This is a genomic window from Kribbella italica (assembly GCF_014205135.1).
In the GTDB taxonomy this organism is placed as follows: Bacteria; Actinomycetota; Actinomycetes; order Propionibacteriales; family Kribbellaceae; genus Kribbella; species Kribbella italica.
Window position 1 is genome coordinate 3,231,486 of record NZ_JACHMY010000001.1, and the last position, 24,278, is coordinate 3,255,763.

The following is a 24,278-nucleotide window of genomic DNA, read 5'->3' on the forward strand; positions in this document are numbered from 1 at the left end:
CCGCAGCACCAACTCCCGCCCGCCGGGCCTCGCGGGACTCAGAGCTCCACGCCGATTCCTTCAGGTCAGCCGTCAATCATCGGCCAGCAACACCCACGGCCGCCACGGCTCCACCTCAGGCGGATCGAGCCACACGTTCTCACCGAAGTAGTGGATCCCCACCCCTGGCCGACTCGCGGCCACCAGGACCTCCAGGTTGTGCGACAGCAGAGCCGGCACCTCGGGGAGTCCAACGCTCAGCAACTCGAACGCCAACCGCGCTTCTTCCGGCTGGGTCTCCTTCAGCGCACGGCTCTGCACATCCACGCGGACCGGATACAGATCCATCGCCTGCACCTCGCCGGGCTCCGGATAGTAGTCGTTCGCCTCGATGAACACCCCGATCCAACCGTCGAACGACCTCCCCCGCGCCCGGTACTGGTACTCCCCGTTCTCTTCCCCCATGAGCTCCAGCCCCAGCACCTCTGCCGCCCGCGCCGCGACTTCGGCCAAGGGCTTGTCGCTCGCCAGGAACACCTCGTCACTGTCGGACATGCATCTCCTTGAGAAGTGTCACGAGCCGCCCGTCGCCGAGGATGAAGTGCACCCGTCGAGACACCGGCGACCCTTCCTGCAGGCACGCACTGCGAAACGCCTCGTGCATGTCGAACTCCGAGAGATCGATCGTTCGTCCGTCGATCACCACCTCGCCGCCCTCCTTCGCCTGCTTGCTGGCGTCTCTGATGTTGCGCTTGATCGCACTGAGCTTGCTGCTGATCGGCGCCTTGATCTCCACCCTGACGCCAGGATCCTGACCAGATTTTCTCAGCATCACGTCGGGATTCTTGTGACGCTGCGTTTTGTGGTCCGGCGGCCGCGCATCGACTCGCCACCCGTTCTCGGCCAATCGCTCAGCCGTCGGAATCTCGTGCGGCTTGAACGAACCACCCGGATCATGCACCCCCGGCGCAAAATCCACCCCCAACGCCCGAGGCTCGAACGCCGGATCGAACTCCGTCTCCCCCACCTCAACATCCAGCACCGGTACGTCGACCGCCCCCGGCACCTCACCCACCTCGAACTCAGGCAGCTCCACATCAACCACCGGTACGACGACCTCCGGCCCATCCTCGCCGTACTCGAAAGTCGCCGTCACCCGATCCACCGCGATCACCAGCTCAGCGCGCTCCCACACCTGCTCCCCCGACGCCGCCATCGCCTCCAGCAGCTCCCGCGCCGCATCCCCCAGATCCACCACGATCTCGTACGCCGGCTCCTGGCGCTCAGCATCCTCGTCCTCATCAGCAGAAGCAGCCGCCTTCCCCGCAACTCGAAGCTCCCCCTTCGGATCGACCACGAGCTCGACCTCGAGCTCCTCCGGCGACTCCGACCGATCCCACTCCTCGGCGTCCTTCTCCTGCTGCTTCCGCAGCTCCTCGAAAGCCTTCCGCGCCACGCGGATCAGCGGCGCCTCACCAGCCTCCGGATCCTCCCCAGGCTTGAACCGCGCCTCCAACCACCGAGTCCGACCCCGCGAGTCCCGCTCGCCAACTCCACCGGTCGCCTTGTTGCGGTCCGCCGACCCCGAGTCAGGCCGGTTCGAGGACCGCCCCTCCCCGACCAACCGCTCAGCCCACGCCTTCGCCTTCGGCGGCGCCATGGACAGGTAGTGCGCGGCGGCCTCACAAGCCCGAGCCGCCGCATCCAGCTGCTGCGCCGCCACCGTCGCCCGCCCCTGCGACGCCACGATCGCGAGTGCCGCGTTCTCCCGGCACCGGTCGGCCGTCCGCTGCAGGTGCAGCACCACCTGCGGCACCTCGTCCAGGCACTCGACCAGTCCCCGAGCCACCCGCTGCAGATCAGACGGCACGAGCAGGGACCCTAGATCTGGTCCGCGTAGCTCTTGCAGCCGGCCGACGCGATCTCCAGCGCCTCAGCGGCCTGCTCGACCGCCTTGCCGGCCGCGTCCAGGATCTCCGAGATGTCCCGGTCCACCCCGGTCGCCGTACCGGCGATCAGGCTCTCCACCTGCGCGCTGTGCTGCGTGAACCGCAGCTTGAACCCGGCCAGCCCACCAGCTGCCTGCTTGGCCTCCGCAGATACCTGGTGCAGCTGTTCCTTGAGCCGCTGTACGTCCGACACGTCGACTGCCTCTTCCCTAGGAGTTGCGCTTCTTCGGCAGCACGATCGCCGTACCGGACACCAGCACCGGTACGCCGATCGCCAGCCACCAGGGCAGCCCGGCCGCCATCAGTACGACGACCAGCACGGCCCCGCCCCAGCCCCACCAGCGCGCTCCGGGCAGCCGGGGCAGGCCCAGCACCCGGGACGCGGCCAGCATCGTCACCGCCGCGATCGCGGCCGCTTCGACGCCGGCAAAGAACGACTGGGCCACCCACACGATGAGCAGGGCGGCCACAGTCAGGGCGGCGCTGATCGTACGGCGCTTCCGTCGCTCCTGCTCAGCCAGGGCCTCCGCCCGGACCGCCTCCAGCTGGTCGACGGTCTCCGCCAGCTGCTTGGTGATCCGGGAAGCCACCACCTCGATGTCGGCGATCGCCCTGATCTCCGGCAGCGGCACCGGCGTCCGCTTGCCGTCCGAGGGCAGTCCTGCTCGCTGCAGGCTCACCGCGGCCTTCTCCGCCAGTCCGTTGAGCCGAACCTCCAGCTTGTGCCCCCGCTCGGCCATCGCGTTGGCCTCAGCCATCGCAGTGGCCTCCGCCTGGGTCTTGGCCGCCGTACGCCGGTCCTGCTCCTGCTGCGCGTCCGCACGGGCACCAGCCACGCGCCGCAGCTCCCGGGCGTACTCGGCCCACTCCTGCTCTTCGGTCTTCATCGCCGCACCAGCTCCAAGTACCGGTCGACCTCGTCAACGCGCAACGGCGCGTACGGTACGACGACCTGCGCCTCCGGGTGCAGCCCGTCCCACAGCAGGCTGCGGTGCGGCTCCGACGCCCAGCGCACCAGCGGACCGGCCACTGCACGCACCCCCTCCTGCGGGTGCCGCAAGAACAGGTGGGTAGCCACGTTGGCCCGCCCGTACCCCAGCTGTTCGGTGCAGACGTGCAGCCGGTTCCACCAGCCGAAGGTGATCAGCCCCTGCGTCGGCCCGTCACGCACGATCTCCTGCAGCGCGTTCGCCGGGCTCTCGAAGAACCCCTCGGCGTGCACCTGCATCTTCGGTACGGCGTGCAGCCCGAAGCCCAGCAGGTACGTCGTACCGCCGACCCGTCCCTCCTTCACCTGGTCCCGCAGCCCGAACAGCTTCGGCGCGACGTCCCCGTGCTTGTCGACCGTCTCCACCTCGCAACCCAGCAACCGCAGTGCCTGGATCAGCGCGCCCTTGCCCTCAGCAACCGCCGGGGCCGAGTCCGTCCCGTCCAGGAACACGAACCGCGGCGGCACGGCGGCAGCAGCCGCGGTGGACACCGCCAGCCCGGTCAGCACACCCAGCGCGTCAGCGGGCCCGTCCCCAAGCACCAGTACGCCGGCGCCCGGCTCCGGCTGCACCTCGATAGCCACCGGCTCCTCAGTCACCGCGATCGGCAGCCCCATCCAGGGCCGGCCGAGTTCGGCCTTCACGGCAGCCGCCGTGTCGGTCAGCCGCGCCGGCTCGGCCAGGTGGAAGACCCGCGGCGCCCTCGTCGTACCGGACCGTCGCCACAGCTCGTGCCGCAGATCGTCCAGCACCGGTTTGTCGGCGAAGCTGACCAGCACGTGCTGGTTGTCGTCCGGCGAGCCGAAGTTCGCGTTGAGCACCGCCTCGCCCCGGAACTGCAGCTCCGCGGCCGCGGTGTTCCCGGTCCGCAGGATCGCCTGGGAGTCGGCCGGTGTCGTCTTCAGCGCGATCCGGTACGGCACCTGGCCGAAGATCGAGTCGCGCCGGGTCGACAGCCGCTTGACCCCTTCGATCGTCTGCGTGGCCAGTACTACGTGGACGCCGTACGCACGACCGAGCCGAACCAGCCGCTCCAGCAGCCGCGCAGCCTCGTCAGCCAGCTCGTCGTCGTCCTCCAGCAGCACCTGGAACTCGTCCAGCACCGCCAGGATCCGTGGCGGCCGCTCCGGCCCGGGAGACAGCTCGGCGATGTCCGCGACGTTCCCGTGCGCCTTGAAGATCTCACTGCGCCGCGCCAGCTCGTCGGACAGGTGCCGCAGTACGGCGAGCCCGAACGCCCTGTCGCTGTGGATACCGAGCACCCGGACGTGCGGCAGCCAGTGCTCGCGCTCAGCGGCCGGTCCGAGCGCCGAGAACTCCACGCCGTGCTTGAAGTCGAGCAGGTACATCTCCAGGTCGTCCGGCGCGTACCGGGCGGCCAGGCCGTGGATCATCACCAGCAACAGGTTCGACTTGCCCTGGCCGACCGCACCGCCGACCAGGACGTGCGGCAGCGCCGGGTTGCCGCTGCGCAGCCGGATCAGCGCGGGCGTGCGGTCGTCGTACCCGATGACCGTGCTCAGCTCGTCCTTGACCGGGTTCCACCAGGTCAATCGGTCCGGCAGTGTCCGCTCGAAGTCGATCGTCGGCAGGACGGCGATCTCCGCCAGCTCGGCCACGACGTCACAGATGCCGGTGGCAACGTTCGCCTCGAACGGCGGGTCGAGCTTGGCCGGTACGTTGGCCAGCTGCGCCACCTCGACCTTGCCGTTCGTCACCGACACCGGTGTGAGCAGATCGAGCAGCTGCCGCGCGTCGACGTCGGACTCCGACGCCATCGCCGGGTCGTGGTGCACCAGGAAACAGATGCCTCGCTCACCACCGGTCGCGGCCAGCCGGAGCAGGTCCCGCTGAGCGAGCGTGTCGATGCCGGCCGGGTAGTCGAACAGCACGATCAGCCGGTACGGATCGGTGACGCGGCCGGTCTCCCGGATCAGCTCCTCGAACCGCTTGTGGCCCAGCTGCGCCTGCCGGCTGGCCCGCAGCGACGACACGTCGACCAGGCTGGACAGTACCGAGTGCAGCTGCTCCGCGGTGTGTGTTGCCCTAGGCACCAATTGCGGGTACTTCGTGGTCAGGTGGCCGAGCAGGCCCATCATCCCGGTCAGCCGCGGGTCGAACGAGTCGATCCGCAACCGGAACGGCTCGGCCGCCGCGATCAGCCGCAGGGCTGTGCTCTGCAGCAGCTGCCGCGCCGATTCGGGCCGGTCCGCGGTGACCCGCCATCCGTTGGTCCGCAGCAGCGGCGCGACCACCGGCGTACCGGCGTCGAGCTCACCGACCCGCACGTACGACGGGATGCCGGCGCCGACGAGCTGGCGGGAGCGCCAGCGCGCGTCGTTCGGAGGAATGGAAGCGAGTCCGGGAGCGAGCCGATCGGCCAGCAGCCGAGCGGTCGGCTCAGCAGTGGCCAACGCCTCCGCGGTCGCGGCCGCGACCAGCCCGCTGGACTCACGCCGCGCGATCGCTGTCTGCTCCTGCAGCTGACGGTGCAGCTGGACGGCGCGCTGGTGCTCGCCACGTGTCAACTGGTGGGCGTTGTCGAGCAGTTGCGCCAGCGCGTGTTGCAGACCGCGGATCCGGGCTTCCAGCACCTCCGGAGAAACCGGTCCGGGCGTCGTTCCCCCGTCAGGCGCCTCCGTCACGAGCACCGTCCTTCCACCTTCGCCCCGCGACCTTCACTACCGCGGTCAACCATGTCACACCATCAGTCCCCGGTGTCACTCCAGGCATCACAAGTCTCACCTGCCGACCCCTCCGTCTGCCGCCTCAGAGCGGCGCGACGATCTCGAGCTCGTAGCCGTCGCCGTTGTGCAGGAACGCGGCGTAATGCCGCGGCCCACCGGCGTACGGGTGACGGTCGGCGAACATCAGTGTCCACCCCTGGTCGGAGGCCTCGGCAACGATCGCGTCGACCTCGGCCCGGCTGCCCGCGTTCAGCGCGAGATGGTTCATCCCGGGCCGCAGCCGGTCGTGCTCGGTGGCGCTCAGCGCGGGGCTCTGCTCGACCACCAGGTAGCTGCCGTCGGAGGCGGTCCAGATCTGTCCGCCGGGCCAGCTGTCGCCGTCCTTCCAGCCCAGGCGGCCGAGGATCCAGCCCCAGCTCTCGACGGCACGGGACAGGTCCGGGACCCAGATCTCGACGTGGTGCAGCGCGGCGGCCATCGGAGCATTATCTGTGCTCGTCGAGACGGTTCGACACCGCCATCGAAACCAGCCCCGCGACGACCAGCCAGACCGCCGAGGCGACCAGCCACGGCCACCACTCCTGCCCGGCCGCGGCCGTCGCCACGGCCTTCCCGAACAGCCCACCGGCAGGCGCGAAGACGAGCACCAGCAACGCCCGCGCCACGGTGGTCTCCTTGGTCATACTTCATTGTCGGAGCCGATCGCCGCCCTCGCAGCGACACGGCGCGCCTTCGCCTTTCCCCGCGGCGTTCCGCGGTGGTTCTTGCGGCGGTTCCGGGCCGGTTCCTCAAGAGTTCCTGATGAATGCCGGTTCAGGTCATGGGCTCACCACCGCGGCCGCGGAAGGATTGTCCGTGGCAGGGTTTAGCGTCTTTCACGACAAGCACCAGGATCGGGGGCACAGTGAGCGGGACCCGGATCGAGACCACGGCGTACGGCGCGGCCGCGCTGGAGCGGCTGGCCGAGGTCGTCGCGCGGCTGAAGGCCGACGACCCGATGAAGCCCGTCACATTGCTGCTGCCGGACAACCTGACCGGCGTCGTGGCGCGCCGATTCCTTGCCTCCACAGGCATTGCGGCGTTGTATCTGGCGACGCTGCCCCGCCTCGCCGAGCAGCTGTCCGCCGGCGTGCTGGCGCCCCGACGGCCGGCCACCCGGCCCATCGTCGCGGCGACCTGGCGGACCGCGCTGTCCAAAGCGCCAGGGGTGTTCGAGGAGGTCGCCGACCATCCGTCCACCATCCAAGCGCTTGCTGCAGCCCATCGGGAGCTCCGCGACCTCAGCGATCCCGCGCTGGAGAAGGTGTCGGCCGCGTCCGGGCTCGGACCGTCGCTGATCCGTCTGCACCGCACGGTCTGCGCCGAGCTCAGCAGCGACTGGTACGACGAGACCGACCTGCTCCGGGCCGCGGCTGCTCGCGCCGAGGCCGAGCCGGCCGTGGCCACCGAGCTCGGATCGCTGGTTCTGTACCTGCCGCAGGAGCTGAGCCAGGCCGAGGCGTCGTTCGTCGCCTCCCTCGGGATCGCGGCCGCCGACCTGACCGTCATCGTCGGCCTGACCGACGTACGGCGTGCCGATCGCGCCGTACGACGATCGCTGGAACGCATCGGGATCGAGCTACCGCCGTCGATCTCGAAGAACTACCCGGTCGCCACCGAGGTGCTGAACGCGTCCGACGCCGACGACGAGATTCGCTGCGTCGTCAGGGATCTCGTCACGGTGCTGGAGACGACGCCAGCCCATCGCGTCGCCGTCCTGTACGCCGCTGCCTCGCCGTACGCACGACTCCTGCACGAGCACCTCGCGGCCGCCAAGATCACCGCGAACGGTCCCGGCACCCGCCCGGTGCACGAGCGAGCCCTGGCCCGGACGCTGCTGGAAGTCCTCGCACTGGTCGACCGCGACCTGCCGCGGGCCGACCTGTTCCGCGCACTGGCCAACGCACCGACCCGCGATTTCACCGGCGAGCGGATCCCGGTCCCGCAGTGGGAGCGGCTGTCGCGAGTGGCCGGCGTCGTCCGCGGCGACGACTGGGAGGTCCGACTCGGCGCGTACGCCGAGGCCGAGCGCCGGACCGCCGAGCAGGAGCAGCTCGCGGACGACCCTCGCCCGGCGGCGGTCCGCCGCGCGCAGTACAACGCGTCCAACGCCCATCGCATGCACACCTTCGCCGTCGAGCTGCGTCGCAGGTTGGGCGCCGCCGCGGTGATGGAGAGCTGGTCGCAGCTGTCCGAGGTCGTGCTCCGGCTGTTCCACGACCTCCTCGGCGACTACGTGTCGCTGCCCGTCGAGGAGCAGTACGCCGCGGTCGCCGTCGAGGGATCACTGCGCGGACTGTCGACGCTCGACGAGCTGGGCACACCGGCGAGCCTGAGCGTCCTGCGCGACGTCCTCGATCTCGAGCTGCAGCAGTCCCTTCCCCGCATCGGCACGTTCGGCACCGGCGTCCTGGTGGCTCCGCTGTCAGCGGCCGTCGGGCTGTCCGTCGACGTGGTCTACGTCGTCGGACTCGCGGAAGACCTCTATCCAGGTCGTCTGCACGAGGATGCTCTGCTCCCCCATCGCGTCCGCGAGGCAGCGGCGCCCGAGTTGGCATCCGCGCGGGACCGGCTGGACGAGAAGCAGCGGCATCTTCTCGCCGCGTTCTCGGCCGGATCGTCGCGGGTGGTGGCGTCGTTCCCCCGCGGCGACCTCCGCCGTTCGAGCCGCCGCCTGCCGACCCGTTGGCTGCTCGGCACCTTACGAGACCTGAGCGGCGACCATGCGCTAGCGGCCACGCTGTGGGACCAGACGTCGTACGGCGACCGTCTACTCACCTCGGCGTCGTACGCGGGATCGTTGACCACGGCAAGGATGCCGGCCACCGAGCAGGACTGGCAGGTCCGCGCCGCGACCGCCGGACTGACCTTGACGGACGGCGTCGTCGACCGTGCCCGGTTGTTGCTGCGGGCCCGTTCCACCGACGAGTTCACCCGCTTCGACGGAAACCTGTCCGGCGTCGACGGCCTGCCGGACTACGCCGTCGAGGACCGCATCGCGTCGCCGACGTCGCTGGAGTCGTACGCATCCTGCCCGCACGCGTACTTCGTCGAACGCCTCCTCCAGGTCGAGCCGCTGGAGGCACCCGAGGACCTGCTGGTGATCTCGCCGGTCCAGATCGGCAACCTGATCCACAACAGCCTGGACGCCTTCGTCAGCCGGTTCGCCGGTTCACTCCCCGGCTTCGGCGAACCATGGACCGCTGAGCAGCGCTCGCTCCTCCTGACGATCGGGGCCGACTTCGCCGCCCGCTTCGAGGCCGAAGGCCTGACCGGACATCCACGCCTGTGGCAACGCGAGCGGTTGCGCATCCTGGGCGACCTCCTGGTCCTGCTCGACGACGACGATCGCTGGCGCGCCGCGCACAACGCGTCGGTCGTCGCCAGTGAGCTGCGCTTCGGCCTCGATGGCGAGCCGCCGGTGGAGATCCCGGTGCCGTCCGGCCGGGTGCTGCTGCGCGGTTCCGCCGACAAGGTCGACCTCGGCCGGGACGGCACGATCTACGTCACCGACGTGAAGACCGGCGGCTTCTCCCGCTACGAAGCGATCGAGTCCGACCCGGTCGCCGCCGGAACCAAGCTGCAGCTTCCCGTCTACGCGTACGCCGCCCGTGCCCGACTCGGCGAGGAGTCGACACCCGTCGAGGCGTCGTACTGGTTCGTCCGCAAGGGCGGCCGCCGGATCCCGGTGCCACTGACTCCCGAGGTCGCCGACCGGTACGTGCACGCCCTCGACGTGATCGTCTCGTCGATCGCCGCCGGCTATTTCCCCGCGAAGGCGCCCGAGATCCCGGACTTCCTCTGGGTCCAATGCCCGTACTGCAACCCGGACGGCATCGGCCACAGCGAGGTCCGCGCCCGCTACGACCGCAAACGCTTCGACCCGACCCTGGAACGCCTGGTCCGCCTGATCGACCCCGGCGCACTCCCCGCCTTCGAGGAGGTGGCCCTCGATGGCTGAACTGCTCGACGCGGAGGCCCGCGAACAGATCCGCAACGACACCGAGACCACGCTGTTCGTCGAAGCCGGTGCCGGCTCGGGCAAGACCCACGCTCTGGTCGACCGGGTGACGACCCTGGTTCTCCGTGACGGCGTACCCCTGAGCACGATCGCCGCGGTCACCTTCACCGAGAAGGCCGGGGCCGAGCTCCGCGACCGCCTCCGCGTCGAGTTCGAGAAGGCTCGCAAGGGCCCCGACCGCGCCCGCGCCGACGAAGCCCTCGACGACCTCGACTCCGCCTCGATCGGCACCCTGCACTCGTTTGCCCAGCAGATCCTCCTCGCCCACCCGATCGAGGCCGGCCTGCCACCGCTGATCGACGTCCTCGACGAAGTCGGCTCCTCCGTCGCCTTCGAAGAACGCTGGTCCGAGCTCCAGCAGCAACTCCTCGACGACGACACCATCGCCGAGCCTCTCCTGCTCGCGATGGCCGTCGGGGTCGAACTCAAACACCTCCGCTCCCTGGCCCGCCTGTTCGGCAACGACTGGGACCTGATCGGCGAACGCGTCCTGGTCGACCCGCCCGAGCTGGTCGCCATGCCCGACCTCACCGGCCTGATCGCCGCCGCGGCCCAGATCGGCGCCGCCGCCACCGACTGCCGAGCCGACGACGACCGCCTGCTCCCCAAGCTCCACCGGATCCGCGACCTCGGCCTGATGCTCGCCGCCGCGACCGACGCCGAGACCCAGCTCGCGATCCTGCAGAACCTCCGCACCCTCAAGATCGGCAAGATCGGCCGCAAGGAGAACTGGCCCGACATCACCCGCAACCGCGCCGACTGCACCGAAGTCGTCGAGGTCGCCGGCTCCTTGGTCGAGCTGCTCCTAGATTCTTGCCTAAGGCACCTTTCCCACTGGATCGCCGAACGGGTCCTCGAGTCCGCCGAACACCGCCGCTCCGAAGGCCGCCTGGAGTTCCACGACCTCCTGGTCCTGGCCCGCAACCTCCTCCGCCGCGAACCCCAGGTCCGCTCAGCCCTCCAAACCCGCTACCAACGCCTACTCCTGGACGAGTTCCAAGACACCGACCCCATCCAGATCGAGCTCGCCGTCCGCATCGCCGCCGGCGCCTCAGCCACCGCCGAAGACTGGCGCGAGATCGACATCCCCAACGGCTCGCTCTTCGTCGTAGGCGACCCCAAGCAATCCATCTACCGCTTCCGCCGAGCCAACATCGCCACCTACCTCACCGCCCAGTCCCTCCTCGGCGAAACCGTCACCCTCACCACCAACTTCCGCACCCTCACCCCCGTCCTCACCTGGATCAACACCGTCTTCACCACCCTCATCACCCCCGCCCCAGACGCCCAACCCACCTACCACCCCCTAACCCCGCACCGCCCCTCCCCACCCGAAGCCTCATCCGCAACCACGCCCCCACCCCTCGATCCTGCACCTACCTCCCCCGACAGCCCCGCCCCCACGCAAGCACCGACCACCCCCAGCCAGCCCGCCCCCACACCCATTCACCCCTCTTCTCTTCCTCCGGCCGAAGCGACCTCAACCCCCGCCAACCCCACCGGCCGCATCCCTACGACCCCAACCACAGGCGACCAGCTCTCCCTCTTCACCGACCCCGACGAAACCCCCACCCCAGCAGACGATCCAGACGACCACCCCCTGGCCACCGTCACCTCCATCCGCCGCCACCTCACCGTCGTCCCACCCACCGACGACACCGCAACCCCCTTCACCGCCGCCACGGCAATCCCCGGCTGGTCCCCCAAAGACAACCCACACACATCAACCACGAACAACAACTCACCAGGCGGCCCCGCCGTCACCATCCTCGGCGCCACCCCGCACGACGACCTCCCCCGCGCCCAAGCCTCCGTCCTCCGCGAACGCGAAGCCGCCGACGTAGCCACCACCATCACCCAAGCCCTGCACGAAAAATGGACGGTGTACGACGAGAAGACAACGACCTGGCGCCCAGCCGGCGCCGGCGACATCGCCGTCCTCGTCCCCGCCCGCACCTCCCTCCCCTTCCTCGAAGACGCCCTCGACCGCGCCGACATCCCGTACCGCGCCGAAGCCAGCTCCCTCGTCTACCAAACCGCCGAAGTCCGCGACCTCCTGGCCTGCGCCCGAGCCCTAGGCGACCCCAGCGACCAGCTCGCCTTGGTGACAGCCCTCCGCTCCCCACTCTTCGGCTGCGGCGACGACGACCTCTTCACCTGGAAGCGCGCCGATGGCTCCTTCACCCTCACCGCCCCCATCGCCGACAACCTGCTCACCCACCCGGTCGGCGAGGCCATGGAGTGGCTCCGCAAGACTTACTACGCGTCCCGCTGGCTCACCCCCAGCGAGGTCCTCGCAAAGATCGTCGCCGACCGCCGCATCCTCGAAGTCGCCGCCACGGGCCCAAGAGCCCGCGACATCTGGCGCCGCATTCGTTTCGTCGTCGACCAGGCAAGAGCATGGTCCGAGGTCGAACACGGCGGCCTCCGCTCCTACCTCGCCTGGGCCGCCCACCAAGGCGAAGAGACCTCTCGCGTCGCCGAAGCAGTCCTCCCCGAGACCGACGCCGACGCCGTCCGCGTGATGACGATCCACGCCGCGAAGGGCCTCGAGTTCCCGATCGTCATCCTCAGCGGCATGACCGCCTCGCCCAACCGCCAACGAGGCGTCCAGGTCCTCTGGCCCCAAGCCGGCGGCTACGCGGTCAAGCTCAAGTCCTCAGTCCAAACCGAAGACTTCGACCTGGTCCAACCCGTCGACGAGCAGATGGACGACTACGAACGCCGCCGTCTCCTGTACGTCGCCGCCACCCGAGCCCGCGACCACCTCGTCGTCTCCCTCCACCGATCCAACACCCGCCGCCACTCCAGCAACGCCGAGCTCCTCACCTCAGCCAACGCCCTGGAGGTCCCCAACCTCCACCACCTCACCCCAGCCGAGCCAGCGGTCTCCTCCGCCACCGCCGACTCCCCCACCTCAGCCAACAGCACCTCCTCCCCCACAACCACCAAGGCATCCCCACCCCTCAACCGAGCCGAGTGGGAATCCCGCATCGCCGAATCCCGCGCCACTAGCCGCCGCCGTTCCAGCCGAAGCCCTTCCGGCCTCGAAGGCACCGGCCCCGACGTAGCCCTGCACGAAGCAGACCCAGGTACGGCGAAAGCCGCGCGCGACATCGACCTCCCACCCTGGTCCAAAGGCCGCTACGGCACCGCCATCGGCCGAGCCGTCCACGGTGTCCTGCAGGTCATCGACCTCACCACCGCGGCCGGCCTGGACGCAGCCGTCCAATCCCAATGCCTGGCCGAAGGCGTCGTCGAGTACGCCGACGTCGTCAAAGCCCTCGTCCACTCAGCCCTCGCTTCAGAGATCGTCCAACGAGCCGCCACCCGCGACCACTGGCGCGAGTCCTTCGTCGGCATCCCCCAGCCGGATGGCACCGTCCTCGAAGGCTTCATCGACCTCCTGTACCGCGAGGACGACGGCACCCTGATGATCGTCGACTACAAAACCGACGCCATCCCCGCCGCGGCCCTGGACGCTCGAATTGCCCACTACACCCCACAACTCCGCGCCTACACCACCATGCTCCCCACGAAGGCGAAAGCCACCCTCCTCTTCCTCTCCCCCACCAAAGCCCACCCCCACCAGCTCTAACCAGTTGCCCTAAGCAACCGAATGCTCCGCCCGTCACCTGCGCCGCCGCCCCGCCCCGCATCAAGCCCGAGGCTGCGAGTCAACTCCGCCACCCCGACCGCCTACCTCTCCGGCGGCCCGGCGGCAAATTCAGTTGCCTGACCTCCCCCGCCGCCCGACGATCAATACATGACCACGACCAAAGCCCACCTCCTGCTGTCCTCCACCGATCGTTCGGTGGCGGCCCAGCAGCAGATCGGCCGACCGTTGGGATCGATCACCACTCGCACGTGATCACCGCGCTCGTCGCGGGCCTGATCGCCGGCTACGGCATCGCCATCCCCGTAGGTGCCATCGGCACCTACCTCGTAGCCCTCACCGCCCGCACGACCCTCAAGGTCGGCGCCGCAGCCGCCCTCGGCGTAGCCACCGCCGACGGCCTCTACGCCCTCATCGCCACCCTCGGCGGCTCAGCCATAGCTCCCGCCCTGGCCCCCATCACCACGCCCCTCAAGTGGATCTCGGTAGCTGTCCTCCTGGCCCTAGCCGCCCGAGGCGCGACCCTAGCCATCACCCACCATCGCCGACTCCAATCCACCCAACCAATCCCGCCCCCACCCACTCCCGCCAGCGCCTACTTCACCCTCCTAGGCATGACCCTCCTCAACCCCACCACCATTCTCTACTTCACAGCCCTCGTCCTAGGCACCCACGACACCACAACCCCCACACACAACAAACCATCTTCATCACCGCGGCCTTCATCGCATCGTCCTCCTGGCAACTCCTCCTCTCCACCAGCGGCGCCCTCCTGGGCCGCCTCCTCACCACCCCCAAAGCTCGCCTCCTGACGGCCCTCACCTCCAGCGCAGTGATCACCGCCCTGGCCCTACGAATCCTCATCACCTGACCACCAAGCCGGTACGGCGCCGCTGCCGTACCGGCCCAACCGACGCAGCCATAATTCGATTGCCCGCTCTTGTTAGCGTGCCTGAATGGCCCCTCAACGTCCGCTCCTCCCGCGCTCGACCCCAGCCGGCATGGGCATGTCGCCCCAAGCGATCACCACCCTGCTGGACAAGCTCGAAGAGCAAGGCGTCGAAGGCCACTCGCTCATGGTGGTACGCCGAGGTCACGTCATCGCCGAAGGCTGGTGGGCGCCGTACACAGCCGACCGCCCGCATCTCCTCTACTCGCTGACCAAGTCGTTCACCTCGATCGCAGTCGGCCTCGCGATCGCCGACGGACTGCTCTCCCTGGACGACCGAGTGGTTGACGTACTCCCCGACCACGTCCCGACCGCCATCCCAGAACAGGGCCGCCGCCTCACCGTCCACCACCTGCTCACCATGACGGTCGGGCACCCCACGGACAGCCTCACCGAAGCCTGGGAACTCGAACCGAACGACCTGACCAAGGGCTTCCTCCGCGTACCCTTCTCCACCACCGAGGGCACCAAGCACGTCTACGACAACGCGACGACGTACGTCCTGGCCCGCATGGTCGAACGAGTCACCAGCCAAGGCCTCCCCGAGTTCCTTGATGAGCGCCTCTTCAATCCGATTGGCATCGACCACGCCGAGTGGGACCGAGTAGCCAGCGGCGCCGCCTTCGGCTTCCACGGCCTGCATCTCACCACCGAGGCCATCGCCGCCTTCGGCGAACTCCTCCTCCGCAAAGGCCGCTGGGGCGACCGCCAACTGATCCCGGGCGAATGGGTCGAGCGAGCAACCAGCCGCCACATCGAAACCCTCCCCCTCCCGAACTGGAAACCGAACCCAGACTTTCAGAACGGCTACGGCTACCAGTTCTGGATCAGCCGCCACGGCTACCACGGCCACGGCTCCTTCGGCCAGTCCTGCCTGGTCGTCCCCTCCCACGACCTGGTGATCGCCTTCACCGGCGCAGTAGACCCCACAGACGCCCTACCCGCCCTCTTCTGGGACCACCTCCTCCCCCACCTGGACGCCGCGGCCGACGCCCCAACCGCAGCCCACCAACACACCCTCACCAACCAGCTTCAACACCTGTCCCTCAAACCAGTCCCAGGCACAGCCACCCCAACCCACCAGCCCCAACCCAGCCCCACCAAGGCCACCATCGACGCCTCCCCCGAGGACTCAGCCCTCCCCCACGAAACCCCAGTGCTCCTAGCCCCCACCGACAGCGGATGGCTCCTGCACCTAGGCCCCACCCTGACCCTCAAGGTCGGTCACAACGAATGGCAAGAGTCCTCACCTCTAGGCCGCCCCGTCGTGGCCGCCGGCGCCTGGCAAGCCAACACCTTCACCGCCGACCTCTACGTCATCACCACACCCCACCGAGTCCGCCTGACCATCGACGCCACCACAGGCACAGCTACAGCACGATGGAACGTCGTCCCCCTGACAACCCCCAACCTGCCCCTGCACCTCCAAGCACCCCTGATGACCCGCCCCGACGTCGCCTAATCCTCAGCCGGCCGACAACCACTCTGAGACCGCCACCACTCAACCTCCCGCTCCACCACTTCAAGCCGGTCAACCAGAGCGAGAACATGGTCGACAAAGCTCTGCGGCAGACGAACGTCATGCTCCGCCAGGTAGTGAGCAAGACCGTCCGGCCAGTACCACTGACCATCGGTACGCTCCAGGGCCCCGTTCGGCTGGTCGCAGAAACGGCAGCGCGAGATCCCTCCGAAGGCCCGGAGCACAAAGCCATCCTCCAGGTACTCCCGCACCGTCTCCCGCTCGTCGCGGTCCCAGCTCGGGTCGACGAACTCGTGAGGATTCGGCCAGTCCTGCGCACTCGGACCACCCCAGTAGCCGATGAGTTTCAGCTTGGCGGAGGCGACCAAGGCCGGCGTCCTTTCTCGCATCTACAGCTGTCGAACCACGGCCGCCCCAGGTGCTCCTCGTACGGCGGACGCATATCCAGCTCAGGAGGCGGTGGCCAGGTCTCGTACGGCTTGACGGTCAGATAGTTCCCACCACACACCGGACACTCGAACAGCCCTGCAACTTCGAGGAGCCATTCCAGCGCACCGGTCGGCGACGGTGCACCAGGAGTGTCCAACGAAACAGTCAACGTACGGCCATCACCAGTGGAAGCCCCCAGCCAATGCCAGGTCCGCCGACTCGGACGCAGCCACTCCAGCCATTCCGACAACCGCCACGGCTCGGCATCGGCAAGGTCCCACCGCTCCTCAGGCGAGAGATCCGCCCGCTCCTCCAACGACTTCTCCGCCGTCTCCTCCACCCCACACGCCTCGACAAACCACCGCGGCAACTCCACAGTCCACCGCTCCAGACTCGGCCAGTCCTCCTCACCAAAGCGCAAGACAACACTCAGCACCTCACGACACCGCTCCAACGCGGACGCACTGTCAACAACCCCCACCGCGAGCTGCACCCCAATCCCCTGAGGGGCCTCATCCCCCACCAGCTGCGAGATCTCCTCACTCAGCAGCCGCCGCAGCTCCTCTTCCCGACTCAACATCGCGCCCGCCCAACACCCACCTCGAGCTGATCAACAGCAGCACCACCGACCGACGAGCGGAACCCACCGTCGCCCCAGCACGCGAGCACCAACCTGAACGCCTCCGTAGCTCTCGGCGGTGCGCTCGGCGCACCGCACCAACCCGCACTCACCAACTCCGTCGAACACCCACCCTCCACACCGCTCACCGATCGACCACCTCCACCCGTACGCCGTACAGCGTCAAAAACTCCGCCGCCAACTCCGGCCCCGCCTTCCGAGGAATCCCCGCCTTCCACCAAGACTGCGGATACGTGCCGCCCTTAGGTACCAGCAACGCCCGATACCTCACGTCAACAGCCGAGATCTCCGCCCACACCCAGTCCAACTCCCGAAACCGCAACAGCTCCGGATCCCGCCGCAACTTCTCGATCAGCCCACGGACCGACAGATCGAAATGAAACTCCTCGATGTCGTCCAGATACCCGTCCTCGCACTCCCGAACAAACTCCCTCCAGCCCCCGACCAAAGTCGTCGGCGAGCACCTCCGCCGCCCACCCGCAGCCACGACCGCGCTGTCGAAAGCCCGAAGAAACTCAGCGTCCCCACCAAAGGTGATCTCAGGATGTGCCACCGCCGATTCTCCTGTCTCCGATGAGCCCCAGCGAAAGGTTATGGCGACCGCAGGCGACAACGAGGGCGCTTTGACGCGACCTGTGGACAACCGAGACAGACCCAAAGCCCCACAGCAGTCACCGTCGAAGACCCCGCCACCAGGAGTCGTCGATCTCGACGTCGTCCATCAGGTCGGTCCGTGTCTTGATGTGACCCATGAACTCGCCCGGCAGCCTCACGTTGTGCTCGGAGACGTAGTGCGCCAACCCCTCAGGCCAGACGTACACGAGGTCACTGAGCTCCACCGAGCCGTTGAATTTGCCACACATCCGACACCTCGACAGCCCCAAGTAGGCATGAACGAGGACTCCCCGCCGCAGATAGTGAACGGCGTCCAGCCGTTCGTCCTCATCCCAATCCGCATCCACGAACCCGTGAACGTCCGGCCACGTCTCGTCCCCGTCGGACCAGTAACCGATACGAATGAGCTTCATCCACCGCTCCTAGGATGGAACATGATCCAGACACCGCCCGGATCATCGATGATCCTGCCTCTGCCACTGATCTTGAACTTTTCTGTCGGAGCATTCACGGGAACATCCAGCTGATCCCTCCGAAGTCACCGTCGAAAGCCTCGCCACCAGGAATCGTCGATCTCATGGTCGTCCAGCTGTTCCCGCTGCGTCCTGACATGCTCGACGAAGACCTCAGGCAACCGAACCTTATGCTCGATCAGGTAGTGACTCAGCCCCTTCAGGCCACACGTAGCGCCGCCCTCGAGCGAACCGGGCGCGTCGAGGGACTCCGGCTCGGCGGCCGCGATCGCGCCTTGCATCTCCTGCACCCGGCGCGGCAGTCAGTCAACTCAAGCGATCCGTTCCGCTGACCACAGATCCGACAGGCTGTCGGCCCCAAGTACGCCCAGGCGACCACCCCGTGGCGCAGATAGACCGCTGTGACATCGCGCTCGCACTTGTCCCAGCACGGGTCCGCGACAGACAGCGGATCCGGCCACGATCGGTTGCCATGGCCCCAATAACCAATCTGGATCAGCCTCATCAACCACTCTCTGAATGGAAGAGAGGACCAGAACCCAATCCTCACGATCATGTCCCACGGCAAGGCCAGAAACCGACCTCGCCGTCTGAATGGCGATTCTTGGTCAGTCCGGCGCCGTTCGCCAATCGAACCAGGGACTGCCTTCGGCCTCCCACTCAGCGCGATATTCTTCGAAGGTCGACGGCGGCGCGGTTCCTGGATTGTCATCGTTTCCGAACTCGAACCCGCATCTCCGGCACACCTCGTATGACGGCCGCCCGAGGTACTTCTCGTAGGGAGGCTGCAGGACCAACCCCGGAGGCGGCGGCCAAGTCTCATACGGCTTCACATCCAAAGTCTCTGTAAAGCACACTGGACACTCGAACATCACGGCACCTGTTTCGTCAAGATAGTCACGAGATCAAATGATCCATCCTCATTCGGTGAGATTCTGATGCCCAGCCTGAAATTGCCGGCACCATCAGCTCGCGGGAACATGCCGATAATATCCTGGATCCCATTGCCTTGAATTTCTGTCGGCGGTCTGGACGCCAACTCCTGCACGTACTCGAACCACTGGTCTGTCGTTCCTCCCGGATCAATGCTGCGCAGGGACTTTGAGCCTGACCCGAACACGTGCTTCTCCAGATGCAGCGCGGTCAACCCCCACTTGGGATCGGCGGCATTCGGACGGAAGTGGATCACGCGCGTCCGCAGTCCTGCTTGGTGCTCGAACTGACGTGCCGCTTGACCTGTTCCACCGGGGAGACGGCTCGTGATGCCGATGATGGCCAAGTTCGCCGCAAGATCGGAACAGTTGCCTTTGACTACGCAGGCCTCGGCGGTCAGTACACCCCCGGCGAGACCGGATGCCATCCCGGTCGCCGAAGAAACCTGCATCAGCACCGGGATAGCCGGCGCGCAGGGGCGATAGATGGTGCAACCCACCGCGACCGTGATGGTGCCGATCGAGATCCAGCCGGAGATGTGGGAGACGTCGGTGAGGGTGCCGTTGATGTCGTTGAGGCCGGTGAGGTCGGTGTTGGTGAGGGGGTTGTTGCCGGCGTAGCCGTACGGGTGGGACGAGGCGCCTTGGTCTGGAGAGAGGAAGGTGCCGGCGGTGGGGTTGTACTCGCGTTGGCCCAGGAGGTAGTTGCCGTTGGGGAGTTGGAGGCCGCCGGCGAAGCCTGGGGACGGGGTGGGGGCGGGAGGTGCGGATGGTCGTTGGGTGCCGAAGGGTTCGTAGGCGCGGGGGGCGTCGCCGGTTGAGAGGACTGTGCCTGTGGGCGTTGTGGTGTGGGCGGTTGACTTGGTGAGGGCTGTGGTGGAGAGGAGGCCTCGACCGTAGGTGTGGCGGGTGGTGGCTTTGCCATCCGTCGTGCTGAGGATCTGGGGTGAGAGGGAGTCCCAGAGGTAGCGGGTGGTCTTGCCCGTGGTGGATTCGGTGAGGCTGAGGTGCCACGCGTTTTCCGGACAGCCTTTTAACGGTTAGTTCACGCTGCAGACTGTAATTCGAGGTAATCTTCGTGGACTTGCTGCGGGGTCTTGTAGCCGAGCCCCGAGTGGCGACGTTTGGTATTGTAGCGTAATTCGATGTATCGGGCAATATCGCGGCGTGCTTGTTCCCGGGTCGGGTATTCGGTGCGGTGGGTGCGTTCGTTCTTCAGTGCTCCGAAGAACGATTCCGCCATCGCATTGTCGTAGCAGATGCCAGTCCGGCCGACTGATTGACGAATGTTGTTATTCTTCAATGTCTCGGCGAACTGGGCGGATGTGTAATTACTTCCCCGGTCGGAGTGGAAGATCGCGCCGTCGGAGAGCTCCTGATTCCGGGCAGCCATTTCGATGGCTGCTTCGATGAGTGGGGTCTTGTAGTTGTCGCCCATCGCCCACCCGATCACGGCTTTGGTGTGGCAATCGATCACAGTCGCCAGATACAACCAGCCTTCCCAAGTCGATACATAGGTGATGTCACCGACCATCTTGACGCCGGGCCCGTCGGCGGTGAAGTCTCGCGCGACCAGGTCAGGGATCGGGCCGGCCTGGCCGTCCTGCTCAGTCAGGCTGTGCCGCCACGGCCGCGGCTGGCACGGCTCCAGGCCCAGTTCCCGCATGAGTTTGCGCACCAACTCCAGCCCGCAGCCGACGCCCCACGCGATCAGGTCAGCATGCACGCGCCGGTATCCGTAGGTCTCGTCGGACTCCTCGAATGACTTGGCGATGATCAACTTGAGTTCGCCTTGGCGCTTCACGGTCGCCGACGCCGGCCGGCTGCGCCAATCGTTGAAACTGGATCGCTTCACCCCGAGCCATCGGCACATCTTCACAATCGACGGCGCGTCTTCGTTCTTCCCGGTCAGACTGTCTGCATATTCCGCGTCGATGAACTCGAACTTGTCGCTCAACGATGATCCTTGGCGAAGTATGCTGCGGCTTTTTTCAGGAACTCGTTCTCCATCCGGAGTTCCCGCGTCTCCCGCTCCAACTCGCGGAGCCTGGCACGCTCATTCACACTGAGTGCCGGTTCCTCGCCGGCATGGTCACGCTTATAGGCGCTCACCCAGTTACTGAGGGTTCCCGGGTTGATGCCCAACTCCCTGGCAACCTGAGCGACAGGACGTGAAGTCTCGATCACCGACTTCACGGCTTCCTCCCGATACTCAGGAGTGAAATTCTTTTTCGGACGCGGCAACATCTTCCCTTTCCAGACAACCCAATCTTAGTTGGGTCACTGTCCGGAAGGTTCGTGGCGCCTCAGGCGGCGGCCGTCGGCGGCGTGGGTGTAGGTGGTCTTACCGGTGGCCGTGGTTGAGGAGGCGGGCTTGCCAGCGGCGGTCCAGGTGTAGGTGGTGGTGCCGTCGGAGGTGAGGTTGCCGTCCGCGTCGTAGGTGTTGAAGGCGCCTACGGGCGGCACCTTCGGGTAGCCCTTGGGTGCGGTGATGGCGCCTTGGAGTTCGTTGCCGGGACCGAACAGGGACCACTTCGTGGCGCTCGGGCGTTCCTCCCAGGTCCGGTTGCCTGCGCCGTCGTAGGCGTAGCGGATGTAGTCCTCGGCGTCGTCGGTGCACTGGTCGACCGCGTAGCAGACCGCGGTCAGCTGATCGAGGGCGTCGTACGTGTAGGCGGCCTTGCCCGTGGCTGAGTCGTTTGTGAGGACCAGGTTGTCGCCTGCGTCGTAGGAGGACACGACGGTCCGGAGAGGCCTCCCGGGCTGAGTCTGGCGGAGCTCGGTCTCGCGCCCGAGGAGGTCGTACCGCCGGGTTTCGGTGAGACCGGACGGGCGTCGGGTCGTGATCGAACCGCGGGTGACGTCGTACGCGTAGGTGGCCGCGGGTTTGCCGTCGACCTTGGCCGAGGTGAGGCGGTTGACGGCGTCCCAGGTGTAGGTCTCCGTGTGGCCGGCCGCGCTGCGGGATTGCAGGTTGCCTGCCTGGTCCCACGTGTAGGCGATGGTCGAGCCGGGCCGGTTCACGGAGGTCAGCCGGTCAAAGGTGTCGTAGCCGAAGCGGGTGACGCCGCCGACGTCGGTCGTCGTCGTACGACGGCCCGCGGCGTCCCAGGTGAAGGAGTTCGACGGCGTCTTGTCGGAGTAGTCGACGCGGGTCAGCGCGCCGCGGGCGTCGAGGGTGAAGGACGCCGCCTTGCCGGAAGGGAGCGTCGTCCGGACCCGGCGGCCGGCCTTGTCGTGGGCGAAGCGCCAGGTGCGGCCGCCGTACGTCGTCGCGGTCAGCCGGCCGGCTGCATCGTACGCCGAGGTCTGGGTCCGCCCGCTCGCGTCGGTCTGTTCGACCAGTCGACCAGAGGCATCGAACTCAAAAGCTGCCTCTGGCAAGGACGGTGCGGTGACGCTGACCAGCTGACCGGCGTCGTCATAGCGGTAGCGGGTCGTGCCGCCGCGCGGGTCGGTCGAGGCCGAGAGCCGGCCGTGGTCGTCGTAGTCCAGGCGGGTGTTCTGGTCCAGCGGTCCGTGCTGCTCGAGGGGTTGGTCGTCGGCGGAGTAGGTGAAGGTGCTCGTCTGGCCGCGCGGCCCCGTGACCTTGGAAGGTCGGCCCCAACCGTCCGGTGTGTACTTCGTGACGTTGCCGGCCGGATCGGTGGTGCTGGTCAGATCGCCGTCCGGCGAATAGGTGGACCGGGTCGTCCGGCCAGTGCCGTCCCGGACCGACACCGGCAGACCGCGCTCGTCGTAGGTGACCGACGAGGTCCTCCCGGCGTACGAGGTGGTGGTCAGGTTGCCTCGGGCGTCGTAGCCGAAGGTCGAGCGGCGGCCGAGCGGATCGCTGATCGAGACAGGATCGTTCGCGCTGTTGTAGGAGCGCCGGGTGGTGAAGCCTGCCGCGTCGGTGGAGCTGGTCACGCGACCGAGAGCGTCGTACGTGTGGCGGGCGCCGTGACCCAGCGGGTCGAAGACGCGGATCAGGTTGCCCGCGGAGTCGTAGTGGAAGGTGACCGCGACGCCCGTCGGGTCGGCCTGGCGGACGAGCCAGTTCCGCTCGTACTCGTTGGTCCACCGGCCGCCGGTCGGGTCCGTCATCGTGGACTTGCCGCGGATCCCGGCGTCTTCCCAGGTCCACGTACTCCTGGCGCCCTTGCCGTCGGTTTGGCTGACGACGCGACCGTTCTCGTCGTACTCGGTCGTCAGGGTCGGGCGGCTGCCGGTGCCGCGCTTCTCCGTGCTCAACCGGCCCGCGGTGCCGTACCCGTACTCCGTCCTGACGCCGCCGGGAGTCGTGGCGGCGACGAGCTTGCCGTCGGAGTACTCGTACTGGACCCTGCGAGCCTCCGCTCCCGGAGCGGCGAGCACCACCGCCGTCAGGAGACCGGCCTCGTCGTAGGAGTAGTCGAGCGACCTGCGGCCGTTGATGACGGAGCCGATCCGGCCCGACTCCCGGGTGATCGTCAGGCCTTGGCCGTTACGGTCGAGGATCGACAGCAGCTCGCCGGACGACGAGAACCGCATCCGTTGCTGGTCGACGTCGGTCAGGACAAAGTCCGTCCCCGAGCGTCCAAGGGTGAACCGCGCGGCGCCCGGCTCGACGACGAAGCCCGTGCCGCGTGGGGTGAAGGCGATCTCCCGGCCGTCCGAGGCCAGGTACGTCGCCGAGCGGCCGGTGAGCACCAGCTTGTCCGAGTACGACGGACGCCAGCCGGGGCCGAGCGCGCCGGTGGTCGTGTCGTTCGAGTTGTAGGTCCTGTCGACGCTGAGCGGCACGCCGAGGCCGGCCACCGCCGCGTCCGTCTCGACCGCCGTCAAGGCACCGGTCAGGGAGTTCACCGGATCGGACTGCATCGCGAACGGGCCGAACAGGCCGCGCGCCTGTTTGTCCGGCAGCACGAATCCGGGTGCGCCCGCGTAGAGGTTGACGTTCCCGGTCGCTGACCCCTTGCCGTTCGTCAGGGAGGCTGCCAGCAGGCCGGGTGAGGACGGCACTTCGCAGTCCAGTGGAACGGCGACGGACCAGGTGAGCGACTGCGTTCGGGCCGGCTTGGGTTTCGGGTGGTTGGTGCAGGGCCAGCCGCTGACCTGCCAGGTGCGGAGGTCGGTCAGCTGCATGGCGCAGATGTTCATCGACGGAGCGAAGGTCCGGGCCTTGAAGGTGAAGGTCTGGCCCGTGCCCGCGTGGCCGAAGCCGCCGTCGTTGGCGATCTGGGGGCCTTTGGTCAGGAGCTCGCCGCCGGCGGTGATGCTGACGTCGACGTGGACGCAGGTGCCGTCCTCGGCGTACGCGGTCGGGCCGGTCGCCGTGATTACGGAGACGATGAGAAGGAACGCGAGGAGGGCAGACAAGGTCCGGCGGGCTGCCTGCATCTGCTGTCTCCGTTCGGTTGGTTGCCGTCACGGAGAGTTTACGGTGGTCGCTGGTGGTTACGGGGGGCTTTGTTGTCGGCTGTGGACAAGTGGGGCGGTCACCCTGTGGGCGGGGACCG

18 protein-coding genes and 1 pseudogene are annotated in these 24,278 nt (G+C 67.7%); 4 read left to right on the forward strand and 15 right to left on the reverse strand.

All coding sequences use genetic code 11. From position 1 onward, the window contains the following. Window positions 1–72: 72 nt before the first annotated feature. The 7 genes from HDA39_RS14940 to HDA39_RS14970 form a co-directional block, all read right to left on the reverse strand. Window positions 73–534, reverse strand: a complete 462-nt coding sequence (locus HDA39_RS14940) for a hypothetical protein (protein ID WP_184795821.1) — start codon at window positions 532–534, stop codon at window positions 73–75. After that, window positions 521–1,849: a hypothetical protein gene (locus HDA39_RS14945; RefSeq protein WP_184795822.1), complete on the reverse strand. Its 1,329-nt coding sequence runs from the start codon at window positions 1,847–1,849 to the stop codon at window positions 521–523. Before HDA39_RS14945 ends, HDA39_RS14940 begins: the two co-directional genes overlap by 14 nt. An 11-nt stretch (window positions 1,850–1,860) precedes the next feature. After that, window positions 1,861–2,121 carry a hypothetical protein gene (locus HDA39_RS14950; protein ID WP_012922179.1) on the reverse strand — a complete coding sequence of 87 codons (261 nt, stop codon included), beginning with the start codon at window positions 2,119–2,121 and terminating at the stop codon, window positions 1,861–1,863. A 16-nt stretch (window positions 2,122–2,137) separates the two neighbouring features. Beyond that, the gene (locus HDA39_RS14955; RefSeq protein ID WP_184795823.1) at window positions 2,138–2,815 is read right to left on the reverse strand and encodes a hypothetical protein; all 678 of its coding nucleotides are present in this window, start codon (window positions 2,813–2,815) and stop codon (window positions 2,138–2,140) included. After that, window positions 2,812–5,562, reverse strand: a complete 2,751-nt coding sequence (locus HDA39_RS14960; protein WP_184795824.1) for an FtsK/SpoIIIE domain-containing protein — start codon at window positions 5,560–5,562, stop codon at window positions 2,812–2,814. The genes HDA39_RS14955 and HDA39_RS14960 overlap by 4 nt, the downstream gene beginning before the upstream one ends. A 124-nt stretch (window positions 5,563–5,686) precedes the next feature. Beyond that, window positions 5,687–6,082, reverse strand: coding sequence for a VOC family protein (locus HDA39_RS14965; protein WP_184795825.1), 396 nt, complete (start codon window positions 6,080–6,082; stop codon window positions 5,687–5,689). A 7-nt stretch (window positions 6,083–6,089) separates the two neighbouring features. Further along, window positions 6,090–6,287 carry a hypothetical protein gene (locus HDA39_RS14970; protein WP_184795826.1) on the reverse strand — a complete coding sequence of 66 codons (198 nt, stop codon included), beginning with the start codon at window positions 6,285–6,287 and terminating at the stop codon, window positions 6,090–6,092. Window positions 6,288–6,508: 221 nt separating this feature from the next. Between HDA39_RS14970 and HDA39_RS14975 the strand changes: the two genes are divergently transcribed. The 4 genes from HDA39_RS14975 (at window position 6,509) to HDA39_RS14990 (ending at window position 15,691) form a co-directional block, all read left to right on the forward strand. Further along, window positions 6,509–9,604 (forward strand): PD-(D/E)XK nuclease family protein, encoded by a 3,096-nt coding sequence (locus tag HDA39_RS14975; RefSeq protein ID WP_184795827.1) that lies wholly within the window; start codon window positions 6,509–6,511, stop codon window positions 9,602–9,604. Further along, entirely contained in the window at window positions 9,597–13,262 is a 3,666-nt protein-coding gene (locus HDA39_RS14980) for a UvrD-helicase domain-containing protein (RefSeq protein ID WP_184795828.1), read from the forward strand. The genes HDA39_RS14975 and HDA39_RS14980 overlap by 8 nt, the downstream gene beginning before the upstream one ends. A gap of 269 nt (window positions 13,263–13,531) precedes the next feature. Then, window positions 13,532–14,092: a LysE family transporter gene (locus HDA39_RS14985; RefSeq protein WP_337925750.1), complete on the forward strand. Its 561-nt coding sequence runs from the start codon at window positions 13,532–13,534 to the stop codon at window positions 14,090–14,092. A gap of 144 nt (window positions 14,093–14,236) precedes the next feature. After that, complete coding sequence (locus HDA39_RS14990) at window positions 14,237–15,691, forward strand: serine hydrolase domain-containing protein (protein ID WP_184795829.1); 1,455 nt, start codon at window positions 14,237–14,239, stop codon at window positions 15,689–15,691. Here HDA39_RS14990 and HDA39_RS14995 read toward each other — a convergent pair. The 8 genes and pseudogenes from HDA39_RS14995 to HDA39_RS15025 all read right to left on the reverse strand — a co-directional run bounded on the left by HDA39_RS14995 (window position 15,688) and on the right by HDA39_RS15025 (window position 24,159). Continuing rightward, window positions 15,688–16,077 (reverse strand): hypothetical protein, encoded by a 390-nt coding sequence (locus HDA39_RS14995; RefSeq protein ID WP_202893005.1) that lies wholly within the window; start codon window positions 16,075–16,077, stop codon window positions 15,688–15,690. The two genes, HDA39_RS14990 and HDA39_RS14995, sit on opposite strands and share 4 nt — an antisense overlap. Before the next feature lie 825 nt (window positions 16,078–16,902). After that, window positions 16,903–17,331, reverse strand: a complete 429-nt coding sequence (locus HDA39_RS15000) for a hypothetical protein (protein WP_184795831.1) — start codon at window positions 17,329–17,331, stop codon at window positions 16,903–16,905. Window positions 17,332–17,449: 118 nt separating this feature from the next. After that, the gene (locus HDA39_RS15005) at window positions 17,450–17,806 is read right to left on the reverse strand and encodes a hypothetical protein (RefSeq protein WP_184795832.1); all 357 of its coding nucleotides are present in this window, start codon (window positions 17,804–17,806) and stop codon (window positions 17,450–17,452) included. Window positions 17,807–17,931: 125 nt separating this feature from the next. Next, the gene (locus HDA39_RS15010) at window positions 17,932–18,147 is read right to left on the reverse strand and encodes a hypothetical protein (protein ID WP_184795833.1); all 216 of its coding nucleotides are present in this window, start codon (window positions 18,145–18,147) and stop codon (window positions 17,932–17,934) included. A 590-nt stretch (window positions 18,148–18,737) separates the two neighbouring features. After that, the gene (locus HDA39_RS15015) at window positions 18,738–19,256 is read right to left on the reverse strand and encodes a hypothetical protein (protein WP_238356061.1); all 519 of its coding nucleotides are present in this window, start codon (window positions 19,254–19,256) and stop codon (window positions 18,738–18,740) included. A gap of 129 nt (window positions 19,257–19,385) precedes the next feature. Then, window positions 19,386–19,739 (reverse strand): annotated as a pseudogene (locus HDA39_RS43715) (RHS repeat-associated core domain-containing protein); the annotation flags it as partial. 104 nt (window positions 19,740–19,843) lie between these two features. Next, window positions 19,844–21,042, reverse strand: a protein-coding gene (locus tag HDA39_RS15020; RefSeq protein ID WP_184805606.1) for an IS3 family transposase whose coding sequence is annotated in 2 segments (ribosomal slippage) — window positions 19,844–20,778 and window positions 20,778–21,042 — 1,200 coding nt in all. Because the reading frame shifts where the segments join, the coding sequence is not laid out codon by codon here. 36 nt (window positions 21,043–21,078) lie between these two features. After that, entirely contained in the window at window positions 21,079–24,159 is a 3,081-nt protein-coding gene (locus HDA39_RS15025; RefSeq protein WP_184795834.1) for a DUF6531 domain-containing protein, read from the reverse strand. Window positions 24,160–24,278 lie beyond the last annotated feature (119 nt).

Coding starts and splice junctions, on each gene's coding strand:
- HDA39_RS15010 (WP_184795833.1), bottom strand. CDS start 18,147: ATGCAAGGCGCGATCGCGGCCGCCGAGCCGGAGTCCCTCGACGCGCCC.
- HDA39_RS14940 (WP_184795821.1), bottom strand. CDS start 534: ATGTCCGACAGTGACGAGGTGTTCCTGGCGAGCGACAAGCCCTTGGCC.
- HDA39_RS15005 (WP_184795832.1), bottom strand. CDS start 17,806: ATGAAGCTCATTCGTATCGGTTACTGGTCCGACGGGGACGAGACGTGG.
- HDA39_RS14990 (WP_184795829.1), top strand. CDS start 14,237: ATGGCCCCTCAACGTCCGCTCCTCCCGCGCTCGACCCCAGCCGGCATG.
- HDA39_RS14955 (WP_184795823.1), bottom strand. CDS start 2,815: ATGAAGACCGAAGAGCAGGAGTGGGCCGAGTACGCCCGGGAGCTGCGG.
- HDA39_RS14980 (WP_184795828.1), top strand. CDS start 9,597: ATGGCTGAACTGCTCGACGCGGAGGCCCGCGAACAGATCCGCAACGAC.
- HDA39_RS14970 (WP_184795826.1), bottom strand. CDS start 6,287: ATGACCAAGGAGACCACCGTGGCGCGGGCGTTGCTGGTGCTCGTCTTC.
- HDA39_RS15025 (WP_184795834.1), bottom strand. CDS start 24,159: ATGCAGGCAGCCCGCCGGACCTTGTCTGCCCTCCTCGCGTTCCTTCTC.
- HDA39_RS14965 (WP_184795825.1), bottom strand. CDS start 6,082: ATGGCCGCCGCGCTGCACCACGTCGAGATCTGGGTCCCGGACCTGTCC.